This window comes from Variovorax sp. FG153, assembly GCF_057809595.1.
Genome location: NZ_JBMDKG010000047.1, coordinates 1 through 16,835, shown reverse-complemented (window position 1 = coordinate 16,835; position 16,835 = coordinate 1). Strand labels below are relative to the sequence as shown.

At 70.2% G+C, this 16,835-nt stretch carries 16 protein-coding genes; 9 read left to right on the top strand and 7 right to left on the bottom strand.

Annotated elements, in window-relative coordinates; genetic code table 11:
• The first annotated feature begins 4 nt into the window (after positions 1-4).
• The 3 genes from ACODT0_RS33985 (at position 5) to ACODT0_RS33975 (ending at position 2,461) form a co-directional block, all read left to right on the top strand.
• Complete coding sequence (locus ACODT0_RS33985) at positions 5-1,087, top strand: mechanosensitive ion channel family protein (RefSeq protein WP_409976550.1); 1,083 nt, start codon at positions 5-7, stop codon at positions 1,085-1,087.
• Between the two features lie 29 nt (positions 1,088-1,116).
• Positions 1,117-1,509: a YbaN family protein gene (locus tag ACODT0_RS33980; protein WP_261212533.1), complete on the top strand. Its 393-nt coding sequence runs from the start codon at positions 1,117-1,119 to the stop codon at positions 1,507-1,509.
• 79 nt (positions 1,510-1,588) lie between these two features.
• On the top strand, positions 1,589-2,461 hold the full coding sequence (locus ACODT0_RS33975) for a class I SAM-dependent methyltransferase (protein WP_489043279.1): 873 nt from the start codon (positions 1,589-1,591) through the stop codon (positions 2,459-2,461).
• Here the strand turns inward: ACODT0_RS33975 and ACODT0_RS33970 are convergent.
• From ACODT0_RS33970 to ACODT0_RS33960, 3 genes are read right to left on the bottom strand one after another with little or no spacing between them, the layout of a single operon-like run.
• The gene (locus ACODT0_RS33970) at positions 2,458-3,660 is read right to left on the bottom strand and encodes a DUF418 domain-containing protein (RefSeq protein ID WP_489043278.1); all 1,203 of its coding nucleotides are present in this window, start codon (positions 3,658-3,660) and stop codon (positions 2,458-2,460) included. The genes ACODT0_RS33975 and ACODT0_RS33970 overlap by 4 nt on opposite strands.
• Before the next feature lie 7 nt (positions 3,661-3,667).
• Positions 3,668-4,330 carry a suppressor of fused domain protein gene (locus ACODT0_RS33965; RefSeq protein ID WP_489043277.1) on the bottom strand — a complete coding sequence of 221 codons (663 nt, stop codon included), beginning with the start codon at positions 4,328-4,330 and terminating at the stop codon, positions 3,668-3,670.
• A gap of 39 nt (positions 4,331-4,369) precedes the next feature.
• Positions 4,370-5,305, bottom strand: a complete 936-nt coding sequence (locus tag ACODT0_RS33960) for a LysR substrate-binding domain-containing protein (protein WP_412179552.1) — start codon at positions 5,303-5,305, stop codon at positions 4,370-4,372.
• 136 nt (positions 5,306-5,441) lie between these two features.
• On the opposite strand from ACODT0_RS33960, the gene ACODT0_RS33955 reads away from it, so the two are divergent.
• Positions 5,442-6,446 (top strand): Bug family tripartite tricarboxylate transporter substrate binding protein, encoded by a 1,005-nt coding sequence (locus ACODT0_RS33955; RefSeq protein WP_057594866.1) that lies wholly within the window; start codon positions 5,442-5,444, stop codon positions 6,444-6,446.
• A gap of 133 nt (positions 6,447-6,579) precedes the next feature.
• Here ACODT0_RS33955 and ACODT0_RS33950 read toward each other — a convergent pair whose 3' ends face one another.
• On the bottom strand, positions 6,580-7,140 hold the full coding sequence (locus tag ACODT0_RS33950) for a MarR family winged helix-turn-helix transcriptional regulator (protein ID WP_412179551.1): 561 nt from the start codon (positions 7,138-7,140) through the stop codon (positions 6,580-6,582).
• Positions 7,141-7,283: 143 nt separating this feature from the next.
• On the opposite strand from ACODT0_RS33950, the gene ACODT0_RS33945 reads away from it, so the two are divergent.
• From ACODT0_RS33945 to ACODT0_RS33935, 3 genes are read left to right on the top strand one after another with little or no spacing between them, the layout of a single operon-like run.
• Positions 7,284-8,291 (top strand): Bug family tripartite tricarboxylate transporter substrate binding protein, encoded by a 1,008-nt coding sequence (locus ACODT0_RS33945; RefSeq protein ID WP_489043276.1) that lies wholly within the window; start codon positions 7,284-7,286, stop codon positions 8,289-8,291.
• A 37-nt stretch (positions 8,292-8,328) separates the two neighbouring features.
• The gene (locus ACODT0_RS33940; protein ID WP_057594868.1) at positions 8,329-9,315 is read left to right on the top strand and encodes a Bug family tripartite tricarboxylate transporter substrate binding protein; all 987 of its coding nucleotides are present in this window, start codon (positions 8,329-8,331) and stop codon (positions 9,313-9,315) included.
• 31 nt (positions 9,316-9,346) lie between these two features.
• Complete coding sequence (locus ACODT0_RS33935) at positions 9,347-10,675, top strand: sulfatase family protein (protein WP_489043275.1); 1,329 nt, start codon at positions 9,347-9,349, stop codon at positions 10,673-10,675.
• Positions 10,676-10,701: 26 nt separating this feature from the next.
• Here the strand turns inward: ACODT0_RS33935 and ACODT0_RS33930 are convergent, their stop codons facing one another.
• The 3 genes from ACODT0_RS33930 to ACODT0_RS33920 form a co-directional block, all read right to left on the bottom strand.
• The gene (locus tag ACODT0_RS33930; protein ID WP_489043274.1) at positions 10,702-11,613 is read right to left on the bottom strand and encodes a nucleotidyl transferase AbiEii/AbiGii toxin family protein; all 912 of its coding nucleotides are present in this window, start codon (positions 11,611-11,613) and stop codon (positions 10,702-10,704) included.
• The gene (locus tag ACODT0_RS33925; protein ID WP_489043273.1) at positions 11,610-12,347 is read right to left on the bottom strand and encodes a type IV toxin-antitoxin system AbiEi family antitoxin domain-containing protein; all 738 of its coding nucleotides are present in this window, start codon (positions 12,345-12,347) and stop codon (positions 11,610-11,612) included. Before ACODT0_RS33925 ends, ACODT0_RS33930 begins: the two co-directional genes overlap by 4 nt.
• A gap of 100 nt (positions 12,348-12,447) precedes the next feature.
• On the bottom strand, positions 12,448-14,472 hold the full coding sequence (locus tag ACODT0_RS33920; protein WP_489043272.1) for a helix-turn-helix domain-containing protein: 2,025 nt from the start codon (positions 14,470-14,472) through the stop codon (positions 12,448-12,450).
• Between the two features lie 217 nt (positions 14,473-14,689).
• Between ACODT0_RS33920 and ACODT0_RS33915 the strand changes: the two genes are divergently transcribed.
• Both ACODT0_RS33915 and ACODT0_RS33910 read left to right on the top strand, forming a co-directional pair.
• Complete coding sequence (locus tag ACODT0_RS33915; RefSeq protein ID WP_479670366.1) at positions 14,690-15,481, top strand: SDR family oxidoreductase; 792 nt, start codon at positions 14,690-14,692, stop codon at positions 15,479-15,481.
• A 48-nt stretch (positions 15,482-15,529) separates the two neighbouring features.
• Positions 15,530-16,795, top strand: a complete 1,266-nt coding sequence (locus ACODT0_RS33910; protein ID WP_413762896.1) for a branched-chain amino acid ABC transporter substrate-binding protein — start codon at positions 15,530-15,532, stop codon at positions 16,793-16,795.
• Positions 16,796-16,835: the final 40 nt, after the last annotated feature.

Genomic DNA, 16,835 nt, shown 5'->3' with positions numbered 1-16,835 from the left:
CTTGATGCAATCCATCCTCTCCCATCCCTGGTTCGGCACCTGGCTGGCCGCCGTCATCGCCGTTCCCGTCGCCCTCGTCGTCCACCGCATCGGCGGCATGGTGCTCAAGCGCATCACGCGCCCCGCGCCCGCCATCCACGCCCTGGTGGTGGCCTGCCATGCCCCCGCGCGCGTGGTGCTGCCGCTGATCGCGCTGCAGATGGTGTGGCAGGCCACGCCCGAGGACCTGCGCTACATCGCGAGCGTGCGCCACCTCAACGGCCTGCTGCTGATCGCGGCCACCACCTGGCTCGCGCTCAAGGCCATCGGCGGCTTCGCCGACGGCGTGCTCGCGCAGCATCCGTCGGACATTGCCGACAACCTGCAGGCGCGCCGCGTGCTCACCCAGACCCGCGTGCTCGCGCGCACCGCCATGACCGTGGTGGTGATCGCCGGCGGCGCCATGATGCTCATGACCTTCCCGGGCGCGCGCCAGGTCGGCGCCAGCCTGCTGGCCTCGGCCGGCGTGATCGGCATCGTGGCCGGCCTCGCGGCCAAGCCGGTGTTCAGCAACCTCATCGCCGGCCTGCAGCTCGCGCTCGCGCAGCCGATCCGCATCGACGACGTGCTCGTGGTCGAGGGCGAATGGGGCCGCGTCGAGGAGATCACCGGCACCTTCGTCGTGCTCAAGATCTGGGACGAGCGCCGGCTGATCCTGCCGCTGACCTACTTCATCGAGAAGCCGTTCCAGAACTGGACCCGCCACTCCTCGCAGATCCTCGGCTCGGTGTTCGTCTATGCCGACTACGGCATGCCGCTGGCGCCGCTGCGCGCCGAGGTCGAGCGCATCGTGAAGGCCTCGCCCGAATGGGACGGCCGCTTCTTCAACCTTCGCGTGACCGATGCCACCGAGCGCACCATGCAGATCCGCGTGCTGTGCACCGCCGCCACCTCGGGCATGGCCTTCGACCTGCGCTGCAACGTGCGCGAGGGGCTGATCGATTTCATGCAGCGCGAGTACCCGCAGCACCTGCCGAAGGTGCGCGTGGGCAACGACCACCCGGCCGAGCGCGAGCCCGGCCCGCTGCAGCCGCAGGCCGTGGCCTGAGCCGCGCCTTCCATTCCGAGCGTGCCGCGTTGAAGCCCGACCCCGAACCCAAAGGTCCGCTGGTACGCGCCCTGCTCCATGCCTTCGCGGTGCTGTGCCTGGCGCTCGGCCTCATCGGCGTGGTGGTGCCGGGGATGCCGACCACCGTCTTCATCCTGCTGGCCGCCTGGGCCGCGGCGCGCAGCTCGCCGCGGCTGCATGCCTGGCTGCTCGGCCACCGCATCTTCGGGCCGCTGCTGCACAACTGGGCCCACGGCCGCACCGTGAGCCGGCGCGCCAAGTGGAGCGCCACCGTCACCATGGCGCTGTGCGCCGTGATCGTCTCGTACACCGCGCACCGGGCCTGGACCGCGGTGCTCGCGATCGGCTGCATGGCGGTGGTGCTGGCCTGGCTGTGGTCGCGGCCGCTGCCACCGCCCTGAACCGCGCCCCTCCGCGTTTCCCCGTTTTCCCGCCCTACGCCATCCGACTCGCCAGCGTCGGCCAGAAAGGAAGAACGACATGAAGACCGAAGACATCGACGCCGCCCCCGACAGCACCGCCGCGCGCGTCGCGCTCTGGCGTGCGCTGCATGTGGAGGCCGACGCGCCGCCGCATGTGCTCGACGATCGGATCGGCCTGCGTCTGCTCGATCCGCCGCCCGACTGGCGCGAGCGCGGCGACATGGACCCGGGCTTCACCCGGCCCTTTCGCGCCTCGATCGTGGCGCGCGCCCGCTTCATCGAGGACCTGGTCGCGCAGCAGGCGGCCCTCGGCACCGACCAGTACGTGATCCTCGGGGCCGGCCTCGACAGCTTCGCGCAACGCCGCCCCGAGCTCGCGTCGCGCCTGCGCATCTACGAGATCGACCGGCCCGGCCCGCAGGCCTGGAAGCGCCGCCGCCTGCAGGAACTGGGCTTCGGCCTGCCCGAGGGGCTGCGCTTCGTGCCGGTCGACTTCGAGGCCGGCGCCTCGTGGCGCGACGAACTCGCCGCCGCCGGCTTCGATCCCAAGCAGCCCGCGGTCGTGGCCTCGACCGGCGTCAGCATGTACCTGAGCCGCGAGGCCAACCGGGCCACCTTGCGCGAGGTCGCGTCGTTCGCACCGGGCACGCGCTTCGCGATGAGCTTCCTGCTGCCGCTCGAGATGGCCGACCCCGCCGTGCGTCCCGGGCTCGAGATGGCCGTCAAGGGCGCGCGTGCCAGCGGCACGCCCTTCGTGAGCTTCTTCGCGCCGCGAGAAGCCGTGGCGCTCGCGCGCGAGTCGGGCTTCGCCGATGCGACGCATGTCTCGGCCGCAGACCTGAGCGAGCGCTACTTCGCGGATCGAAGCGACGGGCTGCGCCCGCCCGATGGCGCGGAAGACCTTCTGGTCGCAAGCGTCCAGGGGTCCTAGGCGCCTTTGCGCGTCGACGGCAGCGCGAGGTTCGTGAACGCCCGCAACAGCCACTCGACCGGCCCGTAGGCGAAGCGCCCCATCCACCAGCGGCTCAGCGGCAGCTGGCAGCCGAAGATGGCGAAGGCGATCCCCATCGCCGCGAGCGGCGGCGTCGCGCCGATCCAGCGCAGCCCGTAGGCCAGGAACAGCCAGGCGCACACCGCCGACTGCAGCAGGTAGTTCGACAGCGCCATGCGCCCCGCGGGCGCGAGCCAGCTTTCGAGCACGCGGCCGCGCGGGGTGCGGAACAGCAGCACCAGCGCGCACGCATAGGCGGCGCTCAGGAACGGTGCCGTGAGCAGCGTGACCGAGAGCTCGAGGAAGTCGCGCACCGAGCCATCGACACGCATCGCCGACTGGGCATAGAAGGCCGCGCCCGGCAGCCCCACCACCAGTCCCCAGGCCAGCACGCGCCGGAACAGCGGCAGGCGCGCGCCGGTATCGGCCAGCAGCGCATGCCGCCCCGCGACGAAGCCCGCAAAGAACATCGCGAGCGCCGTCGGTGCCTGCACCAGCGCCGTGAGCCACCAGATCTGCGACAGCTCGCGCAGGTGCTGCACGATCACCGTCATCGGCGTGCCACGGTAGGCCACCAGCGCCGAGGCAGCTTCCGCATAGGCGCTGCGCAGGTCCATCGGGCCGCCGCCCAGCGCGAACGACAGCAGCGCGCTCAAGGCCGCCCACAGCAGCGCGGTGCCCACCACCAGCGCGATGCCGGCGCCCAGCAGGAAGCGGTCGCCGCGCCGGTGCAGCAACAGCAGCACCACGCCGATCACGCCATAGGTCGTGAGGATGTCGCCCTGGTAGAGCAGCACCCCATGCGCCACGCCCAGCAGCCACAGCGCCAGCAGCCGGCGCGCCATGCGCGGCGCGAAGGCGCGGCCGGCGCGCTGCGCGGCCTCCTTCTGCAGCAGGAAGCTGTAGCCGAACAGGAACGAGAACAGCAGGTAGAACTTGGTCTCGAAGACGAAGGTGCGCACGATCACCGCGAGGCGCTCGGGCAGCGAATGCGCGAGCGGATCGGGCAGCCCCATGCCGTAGTAGGTCGAGGCGAAGGTCGCGATGTTGACCACCAGGATGCCCAGCAGCGCGAAGCCGCGCAGCGCATCGACCGTGGTCTGGCGCTGCGGCGCTTCGGCCTCGCTGGCTCCTCCCATGCGGCGCTCAGACCACCGGCGCGCGTCGGGGATCGGTCACCGGGCAATGGCCGTGCACCTCGAGCAGACGCAGCAGGTCCTCGGAACTGCGCGCCTTGGCCCAGTCGCGCTCGGTGTCGGAGATGCCCACCACCTGCAGGAAATCGAACTTGCCCGAGTCCAGCTGCGCCGTTGCCGGATAGTGCTTCGGCTGCGCCAGCACCACATGGCGCAGCACCGAGGCGGCCTTCTGCCCGATCGGCCCGCCCAGCGGGATGCGGTCGCCGTAGTCCAGCGGCGGCTTGTCCTCGCCGAAGCGTCCGTGCGCGAGCAGCACGTTGTAGGCCAGCAGCTTCTGGAGCAGCTTGACCGGCCAGGTCTCGCCGGCCTGCGACGGCACCTCGAGCACGAGCTCGGAGCCGATCCACGAGTAGTCCTCGGGGTCGTAGTCGGCGGGCTCGCCCTCCCAGGGCGTCGATCCGCCCGAGGTCGCGTAGAGCCAGGAGTTGCGCAGCGGCGTGGGCTCGAACTCGAACACGCCCAGGTGCAGCCAGCGCGGATCGATGTCCTGCGCGCCCAGCGCCGAGAAATCGTCGGGGCCCAGCACGAAGATGCCCTTGCGCTTCTCGCCGAAGAGCCGGGGGTAGAGCACTTCCTCGCGGTATTTCCAGACTTCTTCCATCGAGCTCATCGCGTTCTCTCCTCGTTCGGCGGGTGGCGTCGCACCCGATTAGATACCAGGCCCCGCGGCCACGCGCCGGCCCACGATCCGCCGGATCGCCTCGATCAGCAGCCGCGCACCCTCGCCCGTTTCGGCGCCGCGCCGCACCGTCATGCCCACCGGCCCCTCGGTGCTCGCGGTGTCGATCGCCACGCGCCGCAATTCGCCGCGCGCGATGAAGCCCTCCACCGCGCCCTGCGGCGCGAACCACACGGCGTCGGAGCGCTGCAGCAGCCCGAAGATGAAGCTGGTGTCGGTCGCCTCCACCAGCCGGTGCGGCAGTTCGAGGCCGCGCGCGATCAGGAAGGCATCGGCCGTGTGGCGGATCAGCGTGCCCGACACCGGCAGCACCAGCGGATGGCCGGCCAGCGCATCGAGCGGCGGCCGGCGCCGCGCGGCCAGCGGGTGGCCGGGACGCACGACCAGCAGCAGCGGCTCGCTGTAGAACTGCTCGAAGGCGAGATCGGCCATCGCCGAGGCCTGGGCCAGCCGCCCCAGCACGAGGTCGATCTCGCCCTGGCGCAGCTGCGTCATCAGCTGCGAGTTGGTGCCGCTCATGACCCGCACGCGCAATGCGGGATGGGCGGCATTCAGCTGCGCGACCGCCTCGGGCAGCAGGTTGGGCACCATGTTCGGCAATGCGCCGACGGCCACCAGCAACTGGTCGGCATCGGGCTGGTCCATGGCCAGGCCCATGCCCTCGCGCAGTCCGCGCAGCGCCGACACCGCGTGCCGCACCAGCACCTCGGCCGCGGGCGTGAGCTCGACGCCGCGGCGACGCCGCAGCAGCAGCTGACGCCCCACGATCTCCTCGAGCTCGGCGATGGTCTTGGAGACCGCCGGCTGCGTCAGCGACAGGGCCTCGGCCGAGCGCACCAGGTTGCGCTCCTGCGCCACGGTCACCAGGCACTGCAGGTGGCGCAGCTTCAAGCGTGAAAAGTTCATGGCTGACATGGCGGCTCTCAATGACGCAACAGGTTTTCAATATAACTATATGGAATATCTGGTGGAACAGCTTTCAGTTGTGCGCGCGGCGCGGCGCTCCTAGAGTGCGCCGACACGGAGACAAGGAAACACCCGCATGACCCCCCGCATCCCGAAGGGCCGGCGCCTGGCGCTCGCCAGCGCCTGCATGGCCGCAGCGCTCGTCCTGGGCCTCGGCACCCCGGCCGCCGCCCTGGCGCAAACCGAAGCCGCGTACCCGGCCAAGCCGGTGCGCTTCCTCACCAACTTCCCGGCCGGCGGGCCGCTCGACATCCTCGGGCGCGCGCTCGGCGAGGTGCTGCAGAAGGAACTGAAGCAACCCTTCATCGTCGACAACCGGCCCGGCGCGGGCGGCAACATCGGCGCCGACCTCGTGGCCAAGAGCCCGGCCGACGGCTACACCGTGCTGCTGAGCATCGACAGCACCTTCACCATCAATCCGCAGCTCTACGCCACGATGCCCTTCGCCGCGAAGGACCTGAAGCCGCTGATGATCTTCAGCTCCTCGGGCCTGGCCTTCGGCACGGCCGCCTCGGTCAAGGCGAAGACGCTGCCCGAGTTCGTCGCGCAGGCCAAGGGCGAGTCGGTCACCTTCGGCTCGGCCGGCAACGGCAGTCCCGGCCACATCGCCGCGGAGATCTTCGCCAACGCCACCGGCGCGAAGATCACGCACGTGCCCTACAAGGGCAACGCGCCCGCCGTGCTGGCGCTGCTCTCGGGCGAGGTGCAGGCCGGCATCCTGGCCACGCCGGGCCTGCTGCCGCACCTGCAGGCCGGCAAGCTGCATGCGCTCGCCGTCACCGGGCGCCAGCGCTCGCCGCTGCTGCCACAGGTGCCCACGGTGGGCGAGCTCGGGCTGAAGGACCTCGAGTTCGAGGTGCTCTATCTCGCGATGGTGCCGGCCGCCACGCCCGAGCCCGTGATGCAGACCTTGCGCACCGCGCTGCAGGCGGCGCTGGGCCGGCCCGAGGTGAAGGCGCGGCTCGCCTCGCTCGACATGGTGGCGCTCGGCGAGACCGGTGCCGCGGCCGCGGCGCACCTCGACGGCAACCGCGAACGCTACGGCCGCATCGTCAAAGCCACAGGCATGAAGGTGGACTGAGAAGGTGTGAATGAACCTGCTGCGCGCCCCGATCTCGCACCTGCGGTCCTCACCGTACAAGGTACGGCTCCGGTCCCCGGCGCGACCTCGGGGCGCTCGCTACGGTTCCTTCACACCTTCTGAGATGCACCGCTCAGCGCGCGGCCGCCGACTGGCGCCTGCCGCGGTCCGCCTTCGGCAGCACCGCCTGCGCCACCATGCGCTCGGCCCGCTCCTGCAGCCGGTGCAGCGCCGCGTCGAAGCGCTCGGCCTCGCCGGCATCGAGCGCGCCCATCAGCTCGGCATTGATCGCCGTCACGAGCGGAAAGAGTTCGTCGTAGAGCGCCTGCCCGCTGTCGGTGAGCCCCAGCCGCACCTGCCGCCGGTCGCCCGCGCGCGCCACGCGCGAGACCAGCTTCTTGGCCACCAGCGAACCCACGGCCTTCGAGGTGCGCGCGCGGTCGAGCTGCGCATGCTCGGCCAGTTGCGAGGAGCCGAGCTCGCCGCGGCTCGCGAGCGTGGCGATCAGCCGCCATTCGCGGCGCGTGATGCCGAAGCGTCCCTCGCACAGGCGGATCACCATGCTGCCGGCCACCGCGAGCAGGCGCGAGAGGCGGTAGAGCAGCAGGTCGTCGAGCGGACGGCGCGGCGCCGCGCCGGCGTCCACGGCCGTCCTCGCGGTGGCCTTGGCCGGCTTGCGGGCGGTCGCTTTCACGGGCACTTCGGCGGGCATGGGTATCTCGCGCGGGTAAATCCGGGGAATGGTTGATTTGATCAATCGACTGTAGCGTCTCCAGAATCGTCCGCAGCCGCGGGCACACGACCCGCCAGAACGGCGCCATTCGGAGACTTCGCCCCATGCCTTCCCCCACGCACGCTTCCCACCTGCCCGCTCCCGGCCGCCGCCGGCTGGTTGCCGCGCTCGGCGGCCTCGCGCTCGCGCCCGCGCTGTCGCGCGCCCAGGGCTTCGCGCCGGGCCAGCCGATCAAGGTGCTGATCGGCGTGCCCGCGGGCGGCACGCAGGACGTGCTCACGCGCGCCATCGCGCACGAGGTGCGCGACAGCCTCGGTCCGCTGATCGTCGACAACCGCTCGGGCGCGGCCGGCCGCATCGCGGTGGACACGGTCAAGACCGCGCCGCCCGACGGCCACACGCTGCTGCTGGGCACGGCCGGCATGATGACCATGTTCCCGAGCGCCTACCGCAACCTCTCCTACGACCCGATCAGGGACTTCGTGCCGATCCTCAACGCGGCACGCTTCGAGCTGGCGCTGGTGCTCAACAAGGACGTGCCCGCGAACACGCTGCCCGAGTTCATCGCCTGGGCCAAGGCGCAGGGCGACAAGGTCAGCTTCGCCTCGTACGGCGCCGGCACGCCCTCGCACTTCCTCGGCGAGATGCTCAACCGCGCGGCCGGTCTGAAGATGGTGCACGTGCCCTACCGCGGCTCCACGCCCGCGCGGCAGGACGTGATGGGCGGCACCGTGCCGGTCTATTTCGACACCGTGGGCGGCGCGCAGCAGATGCTGCCCTCGGGCCGAGTCAAGGTGCTGGCCACCAGCGGCGAGAAGCGCTCGCCGCTGATGCCCAACCTGCCGAGCTTCGTCGAGGCCGGCTACAAGGACGTGGTCGCCACCGCCTGGTTCGCCTACTACGCGCCGCTCAAGACGCCGCAGCCCGTGGTCGAGAAGCTGCGCGCCGAGTTCGCGCGCGCCGTCAACAAGCGCGAGGTGCGCCAGATGCTGCTGCAGAACGGCATGTACCCGGTGGCCGACACGGGCGACGCGCTCGTGAAGACCATGCGCGAGGACACGGCACGCTGGGCCGGCATCATGAAGGCCGTGAATTTCCAGGCCAACGACTGACCCCCTACATCCATCAAACGCAAAGGAGGAAGAACCCATGCACCCGAAACACAAGATCACCCGCCGCCTCGCCGGCCTGATGGCCATCGCCGGCCTCGCGACGGCGCTCGCCGCCACCGGCGCCGCGGCACAGCCGCTCGACGGCCCGCTGCGCATCGTCGTCGGCTATGCGCCCGGCGGCGCCACCGACCGCGTCGCGCGCATCGTCGGCGACAAGCTCGCGTCCAAGCTCGGCGTGCCGGTCATCGTCGACAACAAGCCCGGCGCGGGCGGCCGTCTCGCGGCGCAGCAGGTCAAGGTCACGCCCGCGAACCAGAACGTGCTGATGCTCGCGAACCCCGCCGTGATGGTGGTGGCGCCGCTCGTCTTCAAGGACAACGGCTACGACGCCGAACGCGACTTCGTGCCGGTGTCGCACGTCAACGACTACGACTTCGCGCTCGCCGTGTCGCCCACGCTGCCGGTGCGCGAACTCAACCACCTGCTGGCGTGGATGCGCGCCAACCCGCAGCAGGCCAACGTGGGCGTGCCGGCCACCGGCAGCCTGCCGCACTTCTTCGGCCTCATGGTCGGCGAGAAGGCCAAGGTCCAGACCCAGGTCATCGGCTACCGCGGCTCGGCGCCGCTGCTCAACGACCTGATCGGCGGCCAGGTGCCGATCGCGGTCGACACCGAGGACGTGGTGATCCCGCAGCACGACGGCGGCAAGCTGCGCATCCTCGCGATCTCGGGCGCCAAGCGCTCGCCCTTCGCGCCCTCGGTGCCCACCTTCAAGGAAGCCGGCCTCGACCTCGCGGCCAGCGGCTGGAACACCTTCTTCGCGCCCGTCACCATGCCGCGCGAGAAGGTCGAGCGCCTCGCCACCGCGATCCGCGAGGTGATGCAGGACCCCGACACGGTGCGCAAGTTCACCGACTCGAAGATGACGCCGGTGGTCAGCACCCAGGCGCAGACCGCCGCGATGCTCAAGGCCTACCGGCTGCAATGGGGCCCGGTGGTGCAGAAATCGGGCTACCAGCCCTGACCCTTTCCCGGCCCATCGGGCCCTCGACACCATGACAAGACCCAACATCATCTTCATCGTCGCCGACGACCTCGGCTATGCCGACCTCGGCTGCTACGGCGGCCGCGACGCCGCCTTCGGCCCGGTTTCGCCGGTGCTCGACGGCCTCGCCGCCAACGGCCTCAAGCTCACGCAGGGCTACGCGAACTCGCCCGTGTGCTCGCCCACGCGCTTCGCGATGATCACGGCGCGCTACCAGTACCGGCTGCGCGGCGCGGCCGAGGAGCCGATCAACAGCAAGAGCCGCGGCAGCAGCACGCTGGGCCTGCCGGTCGACCATCCCACCCTGCCCTCGCTGCTCAAGGCCAGCGGCTACCGCACCGCGCTGATCGGCAAGTGGCACCTCGGCTATCCGCCGAGCTTCGGTCCGCTGCGCTCGGGCTACGAGGAGTTCTTCGGCCCGATGTCGGGCGGCGTCGACTACTTCACCCACTGCGACTCCAGCGGCCGCCACGACCTCTGGTACGGCGAAGAGGACAGGCAGGAAGAGGGCTACCTCACCGACATCCTCTCGAAGCGCGCCGTCGACTTCGTCGAGCGCATGGCGCAGCAGCCTTCCGAAGAGGCCAAGCCCTTCTTCCTGAGCCTGCACTACACCGCGCCGCACTGGCCGTGGGAAACGCGCGACGATGCCGGCAAGGCGCCGCTGGTGAAGGACAACCTGTTCGACCTCGCGGGCGGCAACATCCACGTCTACCGCCGCATGATCCATCACATGGACGAGGGCATCGGCTGGATCATGGCCGCGCTCGAGAAGCACGGCATGGCCGACAACACGCTGGTGGTCTTCACCAGCGACAACGGCGGCGAGCGCTTCTCCGACAACTGGCCGCTGGTCGGCGGCAAGATGGACCTGACCGAAGGCGGCATCCGCGTGCCATGGATCGCCCACTGGCCCGCCGTCATCGCGCCCGGCGGCGAGAGCGCCCAGCACTGCCTGACCATGGACTGGTCGGCCACCATGCTCGACGCGGCCGGCGTGCAGGCCGATCCGGCCTATCCGCTCGACGGCGTCTCGCTGATGCCCGTGCTGAAAGACGCGAAGCACGGCTTCCGCCGCCCGCTGCACTGGCGCATGAACCACCGCGGCCAGCAGGCGCTGCGCGACGGCGACTGGAAGTACCTGAAGGTCGACGGCAACGAGTACCTGTTCAACATCCCCGCGGACGAGCGCGAGCGCGCCAACCGCGCGAAGCAGGAGCCCGAACGGCTCGCGGCGATGCGCGAGGACTGGCTCGCCTGGAACGCGACCATGCCGCCGATTCCGGAGGATGCGACGGTGAGCCTGGGGTATTCGGTGAAAGACATGCCGCAGCGCTGAGTTGCGGCGCGCTGAGCCTGGCGGGACTAGAGCTTCTCGGCCAGCGCCTTCGACTGCGCCTCGAACTTGGCCGGGTTCGAGGCCTTCAGCTTCACGAGGTTCTGCAGCTTCCACTGGATGGCCGGCATCCCGGAAAGATGCGGCACATCGAGCCGCTCCCAGTCGGGGGCGGCATTGGCCAGGCTCAGGAGGAAGGCCCGCTCGTCCGCATCGAGGCCCTGCTGGAGCGTGGCGATCATCCGGTCGCGCGCGGCCAGCAGCGCATCCAGTTCCACGGGCTCGGTGGTCATGCCCACGAAGTTGCTTTCGAACGCCTGGCGCACGTCGCGCAACGGCGGAAACAGGACCTCGTCGATCGGCCTGTTGTGGCTCGCCAGATAGACCACGAAAGCACGACGGATGCCATCGGTGATACCGCCGTGCGCCAGCAGTTGCATCACGTCGAAGAGATCACGCGGATGCTGGCGGTCCATGGCGGCGACCAGCTTGCCGCCATAGACGTCTTCGAGCGATACCACCGGGATTTCCAGCTCGGCCTGCAGCACTTCCTGCGCCTTGACACCCAGCCCCGTGAGGGCGACTGGTCGCACGGTTCCGCGCATCACGTAGTTGACCTCGACCTTGACCTCGATGCCGTCGCGCTTCACCAGGAGCTTGCTCTCGCCCGCATCGGGCGCGCCCGCGAGACGGGTCTGGAAACCTCTGCGCCCGAGCGTGGCGGCGGCCTTGCCGAGACGCGTCTTGATCGTGTCGAGCGCCGCTTCGCGCGACAGCGTGTGGTCGGGCAGGACGAGGTCCAGGTCGACCGACAGCCGCGGCATGTCGCGCACGAAGAGATTCATGGCCGTGCCGCCCTTGAGCGCGAAGGTGTCGTCCTCGAAGACCAGGGGCGCGACCTGCGTCAGCAGGCGTGCGGTCCGCAGGTAGATCTCGTTCACGACTTCAGGACCAGCAGGCCCTCGCGGGTCTGGCCGACCCAGGGCCGGTCGCCACCGGTCGGCAGCTTGGCCGGGTCGAGCTTCTTCACCCACGGCAGCGACAGCTCGCGTCCGAGCTGAAGGCACAGGCGCACCGTCTTCACGCTGGTGCACTGGCGCAGCAGTTCCGCGAGCACCGAGGGGCGCAGGCCGTAGGCGCCCTCCGCCAGCTCGCGCGCCTCCGTCAGCGGCTGGCGCACGCCCACCTCGCTCAGCAGTTCGAGGAACGCGCGCTCGGGCGCCGATACGTTCGGCGCCTCGGCACGGCCCTCGAAAGGGCCCGCGTGCCGCATGCCGGTGACATCGCTGCTGAAGAGGTGCTTGCGGTGGTAGTCGGCAGCGAAGACCCGGGTGAACCAGTCCGGCAGGCTGGCCGACTCGAGGCCGTAGAGATGCAGCATCGGCGCCTGCGAAACATGGTGGCGCACCCCGTGCCAGTCGAGCGCCGATTTGCCGCCCACATGCAGGCCGGGAATCTGGCGCTGGAGCAGCAGCAGGCTCGGGTCGCGCTGCAAGGGCGTGTCGGGACGGCAGTACACGCCGCGCGCCAGCCGTACCAGCCATCCCGCGCGCACATAGTGGACGGCGAGGTCGCCGGAGATACCCTCGCGCGCCAGGTCCTCCGTCGTGACGGGGGTTCCGCCCGGAAGCTGGCTCAGGAGAGCATTTAGTTTGGACCGATTTGTCGTAGTCACACTACGATTATTCAGACAATTCGAAGCACCGGCAAGAATTCGATTTATCCTACTTATCGTAGCCTGACTACGATTTCACGAAAAAATCAAAATCATCCGGTCACGTCGCCTCGGATTCCACGGTCGTCCTGGACATCCCCAGGCTCCACAACCTCAGCGCCACATGGATCTCCAGCGCCCGGCTCGCGCTGCCCCAATGCCCCAGCAGTTCCTCGACGCTCGCGAGCCGCTGACGCACGGTGTTCACATGGATGCCCATGCGCGCCGCGGTGGTCTTGGCGTTCTGGTTGCAATCGAAATAGGCCAGCAGGGTCGAGGTGAGCTCCGCGCCGCGCTTCCTGTCGTGGCTCGTGAGCGCGCCGATGGTGGCGTCGAGGAAGGTGTTGAGGCTGCCCTGGTCGTGGGTCTCGAACAGCACCGAATAGAGCGCCATCTCGTTCTGCCCGACGATGGCGCCGCGCATGCCCAGGCGCCCCAGCACGGGCAGCGCGCGGCGCAGCGCGGCGTACAGCGCGGGCATCTCGGCCGGCGACTGCACGGGCCGCGACAGCACGCCACGGTAGGCATCGCCGAGCTCGCGCCGCGCGAAGGCGGTGACGGCCTCGAGCACGTCCTGCGCGCGGGTCGCGGCGCAGACGATGGCGAGCGCGCCGTCGACCTCGTCGAACACCTGCTCGGACATCGGCGCGCCGGCGCGCAGGCGCCGGGCCCAGAAGCCGGGCCGGGGCTCGGCCATCTCGACCACCATCAGCGAGATCGGCTGCGAGAGATCGAGCCCGAAGCGCTCGGCGCGGTCGCGCGTGAGCGCGGGCTCGTCCTGGCGCGGCGAGATCAGGGTGCGCAGCAGCGCCGCCACCTCGCGGCTCTTGCCGGCCTCCACGCGCTCCTGTGACAGCAGCACGATGCCGATGATGCTGGAACTGCGCTCGAAGGTGCGCAGCGAGGTCTCGCGCAGGTCCTGGTGCCGGAACAGCAGCACGGCACCGAGCACCTCGTTGCCGCCGAGCACCGCGATGGCGCGGCACAGCTCGCCGTCGCGCTCGTAGGCCACCACCGAGCGGCCGGCCTGCCGGCTCTCGCGCAGCGCCTTCGCGAGCGCGGCGCTGTGTTCGTCGTTCGGCGCGTGGGTGTCGGCGGCCGTGCCCTCGTAGCCCGGCGCCAGCGCGCGGCCGATGACCTGGTGGGCCTCGTCGAGCACCAGCACGCCGCCGTTGAGCAGCTGCGCGATCGATTCGCACAGCGCGCCCAGCGACGCGCCCTTGGCCAGCAGCGAGGTCAGCTGCTCGTGCGCCTCGGCCGCGCCCTGGACGTCGCGCACGTGCCGCTCGAGTTCGCCACGCGCCTGGTCGGCATGCGCGAGCGCGTCCTTCGCTTCGGCGAAGGCCTTGGCGTTCTCGATCGCCACCGCGGCATGCGCGGCCAGCGTGCAGAGGATCGACACGTTGAGCGCCGTGTGCGTGCGGTGGTAGCGGTCGGCCACGAACAGCAGGCCGATCACCTCGTCGTCGCGCATCAGCGGCGCGCCCACCAGCGCGGCCACGCCCTCGTCGCGAAAGATGTCGTCGAGCGTGGGGTCGTGCGCGAAGCGGTTGTCGTGCAGGTAGTCGGGCGTGAAGAAGGGCAGCCGCGTCGTCATCACGATGCCCGCGATGCCGAGGTTGCGTCCCACGGTCATGCGGCCGGTGCGGTCGGAGATCGCGCCGTCGGCCACCACCACCTGGAACGCGCCGGTCGCGCTGTCGTAGACCGTGAGCCAGCACAGGTGCGAGCCCATCAGGTGGCGCGCGCGCTTCACGATGGTCTTGAGCAGGCCCGTGAGGTCGAGCCGGCCCGAGAGGTCCTGCGCCGATTCGATCACCGCGAGCATGCCGCGCTCGCGCTGCTCGTGCAGCTCGAGCCGGTTGCGCAACGCCATCGCCATGCGCACCAGCTCGACCAGGCTGGACTTGCGCCGCAATGCATCGGGCAGGGCTTCCACGGCCGCGAGCCGGCCGGCGAATTCTTCCGCGGGTGCATTCCGGTGCAGCAGGCCGATGAGTTCGGCGGCGATCTCGTCGGCCGCCTGCTCGCTCGCATCGCGCGAGGAGCCCGCCGCGCGCGGTCGTTCGGTGGACAGGGATGACATAGGGCCGCGAAGGCTAGCAGAACGATGCGGCCATGCCCATGGGTCCGATCCCTCTCCCCTCGCGCCGCGATGGCGATCGCGAGCACCGCATCACATCGGGAGGGGGTCGCCAGTGTGCGCGACGCACATAGTTTTGAAGCGGTGCTTTCAAGACACTGACCGTGAAGCGAGAGCGCCATGGCGCCCGCATGGACACAACGAGACACCACAGGAACCCATGAGCATCATCGATTCACTGCGGCCCGCGCCTGGCCTGCGGGTGCTGATCAGCGCGGGCGCGTCCGGCATCGGCGCGGCCATCGCGCTGGCCTTTCGCGAGACCGGCGCGCGCGTGCATGTCTGCGACATCGACCGCCTCGCGCTCGACCGCATGGCACGCGAGGCGCCCGAGATCACCTCGAGCATGGCCGACGCCTCGGTGCCCGAGGACGTGGCGCGCGTGTTCGACGACGTGGAAGGCGCGCTCGGCGGGCTCGACGTGCTCGTCAACAACGTCGGCATCGCGGGCCCCACCGGCGCGCTGCAGGACCTGCAGCGCGGCGACTGGGAGCGCACGGTGGCGGTCAACCTCAACAGCCAGTTCTATTTCGCGCAGCGCGCGATCCCGCTGCTCAGGCGCTCGCAGGCCAACCCCTGCCTGATCGCGATGAGCTCGGTCGCGGGCCGGCTCGGCTATCCATTCCGCACGCCCTACGCATCGACCAAGTGGGCCATCGTCGGCCTCATGAAGTCGCTGGCCATCGAGCTCGGCCCGCATGGCGTGCGCGTCAACGCGATCCTGCCGGGCACGGTCGAGGGCGAGCGCATGAACAGCGTGATCGGCGCGCGCGCCGCCACCGCGGGCGTGTCGGTCGAGGCCATGCGCGCCGAGTACCTGCAGAAGATCTCGCTGCGCCGCATGGTCACGCTCGACGACGTGGCGGCGATGGCGCTGTTCCTCTGCTCGCCCGCGGCCCGCAACCTCACGGGCCAGGCGATCAGCGTCGACGGGAACATGGAATACCTCTGAACGCCGACGAGCGGCCCACCCCTTTTTTCAAGAAGCATGGAGACATCAATGCGCAGATCCGCCCCCTTCCCCTTCTCGTTCAACGCCGCCGCGTCGGCCCTGGCCTGTTCGCTGGCGCTGCTGTCGGCCGGTGCCTCGGCCGCGCCCGTGAAGATCGGCGTGCTCGAGACGCTGTCGGGCCCGCAGGCCTCCTCGGGCCAGGCCTACCGCACGGCCGTGCGCTTCGCCATCGACCAGATCAACGCGGCCGGCGGCTGGAACGGCGAACCGGTGCAGCTGCTCGAGTACGACAACCAGGGCGGCCCCGCGGGCGCGGCCGACAAGCTCAAGGCGGCCGCGGCCGACGGCGTGCAGCTGATCGTGCAGGGAGCCTCCTCGGCCATCGGCGGCCAGATCACCGAAGACATCCGCAAGTACAACCTGCGCAATCCCGGCAAGGAGATGATCTACATCAACGTGGGCGCCGAGGCGCTGGAGCTCACGGGCGAGAAGTGCAACTTCCACCACTTCCGTTTCAGCGGCGACGCGCAGATCCGCACCAAGGCGCTGGTCAGCGCGATGAAGCAGGCCAACGCGCTCGGCACCCGCGTCTATTCGATCAACCAGAACTACTCCTGGGGCCAGGACATGGAGCGCGCCATCGTCGACAACGCATCGGCCGGCGGCTACCAGGTGGTGGAGAAGACCCTGCACGACGTCAACAAGGTGCAGGACTTCGCGCCCTACGTGGCGAAGATCAGCGCCGCCAAGGCCGACTCGGTGCTCACCGGCAACTGGTCGAACGACCTGCTGCTGCTGATGAAGGCCTCGAAGTCGGCCGGCCTCAAGGTGCGCTTCGGCACGGTCTTCCTCGACCAGCCCGGCAACATCGCGAACGCGGGCGATCTCGCGGTCGGCCATTTCGTGGCCCACACCTTCAACGCCGAGGCCGCCGGTGCCGAGGGCGAGCGCTTCGTGGCCGACTACAAGGCCAGGACCGGCCACGCGCCGGCCTTCATCGAGCCGCAGACCGTGTTCGGCATGGCGATGGTGGCCGATGCGCTCAAGCGCACCAAGCCCGAGAACGGCGCGCTCAACGTCAACGCGCTGGCCCGCGCGATCGAGACCGCGAAGATCAAGACCCCGATGGGCGAGATGAGCATGCGCGCGGCCGACCACCAGGCGCTGCTGCCGATGGTGGTGTCGACCGTGACCAAGGACGCGCGCTACAAGGCCGACGACACCGACATGGGCTTCAAGCCGGTGAAGCGCTTCACGGCCGAGGAAGCCTCGACGCCCGCGCAGTCGAGCTGCGCGATGAAGCGCCCGGGCTGAGCGCCCGCGCGCTCCCCTCCCCGGGGGGGGGGGGGGGGGG

Excerpts from the sequence above, each read along its gene's own strand:
- ACODT0_RS33985 (WP_409976550.1), top strand. The coding sequence starts at position 5 with ATGCAATCCATCCTCTCCCATCCCTGGTTCGGCACCTGGCTGGCCGCC.
- ACODT0_RS33975 (WP_489043279.1), top strand. The coding sequence starts at position 1,589 with ATGAAGACCGAAGACATCGACGCCGCCCCCGACAGCACCGCCGCGCGC.
- ACODT0_RS33970 (WP_489043278.1), bottom strand. The coding sequence starts at position 3,660 with ATGGGAGGAGCCAGCGAGGCCGAAGCGCCGCAGCGCCAGACCACGGTC.
- ACODT0_RS33965 (WP_489043277.1), bottom strand. The coding sequence starts at position 4,330 with ATGAGCTCGATGGAAGAAGTCTGGAAATACCGCGAGGAAGTGCTCTAC.
- ACODT0_RS33960 (WP_412179552.1), bottom strand. The coding sequence starts at position 5,305 with ATGAACTTTTCACGCTTGAAGCTGCGCCACCTGCAGTGCCTGGTGACC.
- ACODT0_RS33955 (WP_057594866.1), top strand. The coding sequence starts at position 5,442 with ATGACCCCCCGCATCCCGAAGGGCCGGCGCCTGGCGCTCGCCAGCGCC.
- ACODT0_RS33945 (WP_489043276.1), top strand. The coding sequence starts at position 7,284 with ATGCCTTCCCCCACGCACGCTTCCCACCTGCCCGCTCCCGGCCGCCGC.
- ACODT0_RS33940 (WP_057594868.1), top strand. The coding sequence starts at position 8,329 with ATGCACCCGAAACACAAGATCACCCGCCGCCTCGCCGGCCTGATGGCC.
- ACODT0_RS33935 (WP_489043275.1), top strand. The coding sequence starts at position 9,347 with ATGACAAGACCCAACATCATCTTCATCGTCGCCGACGACCTCGGCTAT.
- ACODT0_RS33920 (WP_489043272.1), bottom strand. The coding sequence starts at position 14,472 with ATGTCATCCCTGTCCACCGAACGACCGCGCGCGGCGGGCTCCTCGCGC.
- ACODT0_RS33915 (WP_479670366.1), top strand. The coding sequence starts at position 14,690 with ATGAGCATCATCGATTCACTGCGGCCCGCGCCTGGCCTGCGGGTGCTG.
- ACODT0_RS33910 (WP_413762896.1), top strand. The coding sequence starts at position 15,530 with ATGCGCAGATCCGCCCCCTTCCCCTTCTCGTTCAACGCCGCCGCGTCG.